Annotated in this window: 2 protein-coding genes and 2 pseudogenes; all 4 read right to left on the minus strand. The window is 36.7% G+C overall.

Annotated elements, in window-relative coordinates; all coding sequences use genetic code 11:
- Positions 1 to 401: 401 nt before the first annotated feature.
- A complete protein-coding gene (locus HMPREF2959_RS11050; RefSeq protein WP_002218291.1) occupies positions 402 to 812 on the minus strand; it encodes a hypothetical protein in 411 nt (136 codons plus the stop codon).
- Positions 813 to 815: 3 nt separating this feature from the next.
- Positions 816 to 1,571, minus strand: a pseudogene (locus HMPREF2959_RS05385) (MafB family polymorphic toxin); the annotation flags it as partial.
- A 69-nt stretch (positions 1,572 to 1,640) separates the two neighbouring features.
- Complete coding sequence (locus HMPREF2959_RS05390; protein ID WP_002215112.1) at positions 1,641 to 1,958, minus strand: hypothetical protein; 318 nt, start codon at positions 1,956 to 1,958, stop codon at positions 1,641 to 1,643.
- Positions 1,955 to 2,328 (minus strand): annotated as a pseudogene (locus HMPREF2959_RS12060) (septum formation inhibitor Maf); the annotation flags it as partial. The gene HMPREF2959_RS05390 and the pseudogene HMPREF2959_RS12060, both read right to left, overlap by 4 nt.

Here is a 2,328-nt window from a genome sequence, read left to right on the forward strand (position 1 = left end):
CCTCATGACTGTTATCAGCCTCTACGGATGGGGCGGAGTTACCCGTATGATTGCCGTATGGTCGGATACTTGTATCCGACAAAAATATTTGACGCGTCTATCGTTTCCGAAATGCCGCTGTTGAAAAACGTCGGATTCGAGAATCCGACCTACGGTTGCTGAACAATGTTTTGTAGAACTTGCTCAAAATCCATGTTTCGCCATTTTCCTTTATATATACCTAATGCAGCACGGGTTACGATTTCGTTTAAGTCATAAATAGCCATTTACGTCCTCTGCTAATTTTCAGCGAGTAGATTGGGTTACCAAACCCAACAAAAAAGCAGCCTGAAAAATTTCAGGATGCTTGTTTTATGTTTTTTATCAGTGAATTAGGTTTTAATCCAGCCTGCGCTTGCTAGTTAAACAGTATTTACATAAAAATCTTGCACTGAACAAACAAGCGTATCATGTTCATCATGAAATGATGGGCATAACGTTAATCTACAAATGTTTACATTTAAAGATATTTTTTCAGTTTCAATATTTTTAATTTGTAAGGTTAATACATGAGGATATTTGTGATATAGCTGATTTTTTAATTGTTCGTTGTCTAATATAGCAAAAGGTAATTTTGCACACAAATAACCAATAACTTTGTTTTTATGAAAAAAAACTATCCAATTTTCAATTCCTTCATCCCAATCAAAAGTAAAATCCGTTCCTTTTATGATAAATTTAGCACAAGATATTAAATCTAACTTAACCCAAGTGGATTTATACAGACTCAATGCTGATGAAGTTATAATATTATCTAAATTATAAATTTTCATAAATCAACGTTCCTTACCTGGTGTTCCATGCACAGGTCTAAACCCATCTTTATTCGGCTTTCTACGATAAATGTTAATTATATGTGTCGGTTTTCCGTCTGTATAGCCAACTATGTCGTTCGTTGGAACTTTTGCCTTATTTTGACTATCCCATAAATTATGTTTATCTGCATATCTAGCAGCATCTAATGTAGCTTTTTCCGCATCAACATCTGATTTAAATAAATTTTTGCTATCTATCTTGTCTAGACTAGATGCATCAGGTTTGTGTCGTACCATACTGAGAGGGTCAGTAATATATTTACCATCTGTAATAGCTGATCCACCATTATAGGTAGTATGCGTATAATTTTTTTGTGGAACGAGACTATTTTGCAAAGATTGTTGTGTAGAAACGCCAGCTTTGCCATTAGGAGTAGCTTGCTTCGCTGGCTTATTCCCACCGGCCATTTCCCCATCTAAAGTCTGCATAGGTCGGGCAGCAGGTGTTTTATAATCGGTATTTTTAACCCAATCCCATTTAGTCGGGTTAAGTTCTACTTTTTTACCGCGCCAAACCGTACCTGCGGCCTCTGCTACGGCAAGGGCAGTTTGGGCTGTTGCAGTTATATTCGGATGGGCATCAGCCCATTGTCTGGCGGAATTGATACCGTCTTTTACCGCAAAAGCACTATCCTGTAATAGGCTCGCGGCAGCAAGTTGTGTTTCCGGACTTAAATTTCCTAAATTATTAATACCTTGTAGAGTCTGCTGCGCAGAGATGTAGCAACTGTATTTTTACCCCGTCGGGTAAAAATACAGTTGCTACGGCTGCTGAGAAAGCAGTTACTATTTTCCCAGTGGCTCAAAATTAATTGTTTCAGCAGATATTTTTATAATAATCCCTACATCAATAATAATTTCACTATAAAATTGGTATTTATATAGCTCTATTTCGGGTATAAACAAGGGAAACAAGCTATCTTCCTTATCCTCATAATCTACGAAATTATTTGTATCTAATTTAAAATTCAAAATATTACTGCATTTGATATATCCGAAATAATTACCTTCAATTGTATCTGTAAAAGATAATGTAAGGGTATTTCCATTATCGGAAAAGATTATTTCATAAAGGCTTACATTGTGAAAAATATTTTTTTTCATTTGACAAAATATCCAGAATGATGATGATTATTTGGCAATGGATTGCCTTCATAATCTTGTCGTTGCGGATATTTTCCCTGTACACCATCGGTTCGCGGCACTCTTTGGGTTCTTATAACCTCTCCATTTGGACGAATATCTATTTTCACGCCATCAGGACCTTTCCATGTTTCATATTGAGCCGCATCTGAACCAGTACGTCTAAAACCTTGTTCTTGCAATGCTTGACGTAATTCATCTCGCGTAGTTGGTCTGATAGATTTAACAACTGGCTTGTTTCCACCTGCCATCTCTCCATCTAAAGTCTGCATAGGTCGGGCAGCAGGTTTTTTATAACCGGTATTTTTAACCCAATCCCATTTGGTCGGGT

This window comes from Neisseria sp. HMSC070F02 (genome assembly GCF_001814225.1).
GTDB classification, from domain to species: Bacteria; Pseudomonadota; Gammaproteobacteria; order Burkholderiales; family Neisseriaceae; genus Neisseria; species Neisseria meningitidis.

Excerpts from the sequence above, each read along its gene's own strand:
- HMPREF2959_RS05390 (WP_002215112.1), bottom strand. The coding sequence starts at position 1,958 with ATGAAAAAAAATATTTTTCACAATGTAAGCCTTTATGAAATAATCTTT.
- HMPREF2959_RS11050 (WP_002218291.1), bottom strand. The coding sequence starts at position 812 with ATGAAAATTTATAATTTAGATAATATTATAACTTCATCAGCATTGAGT.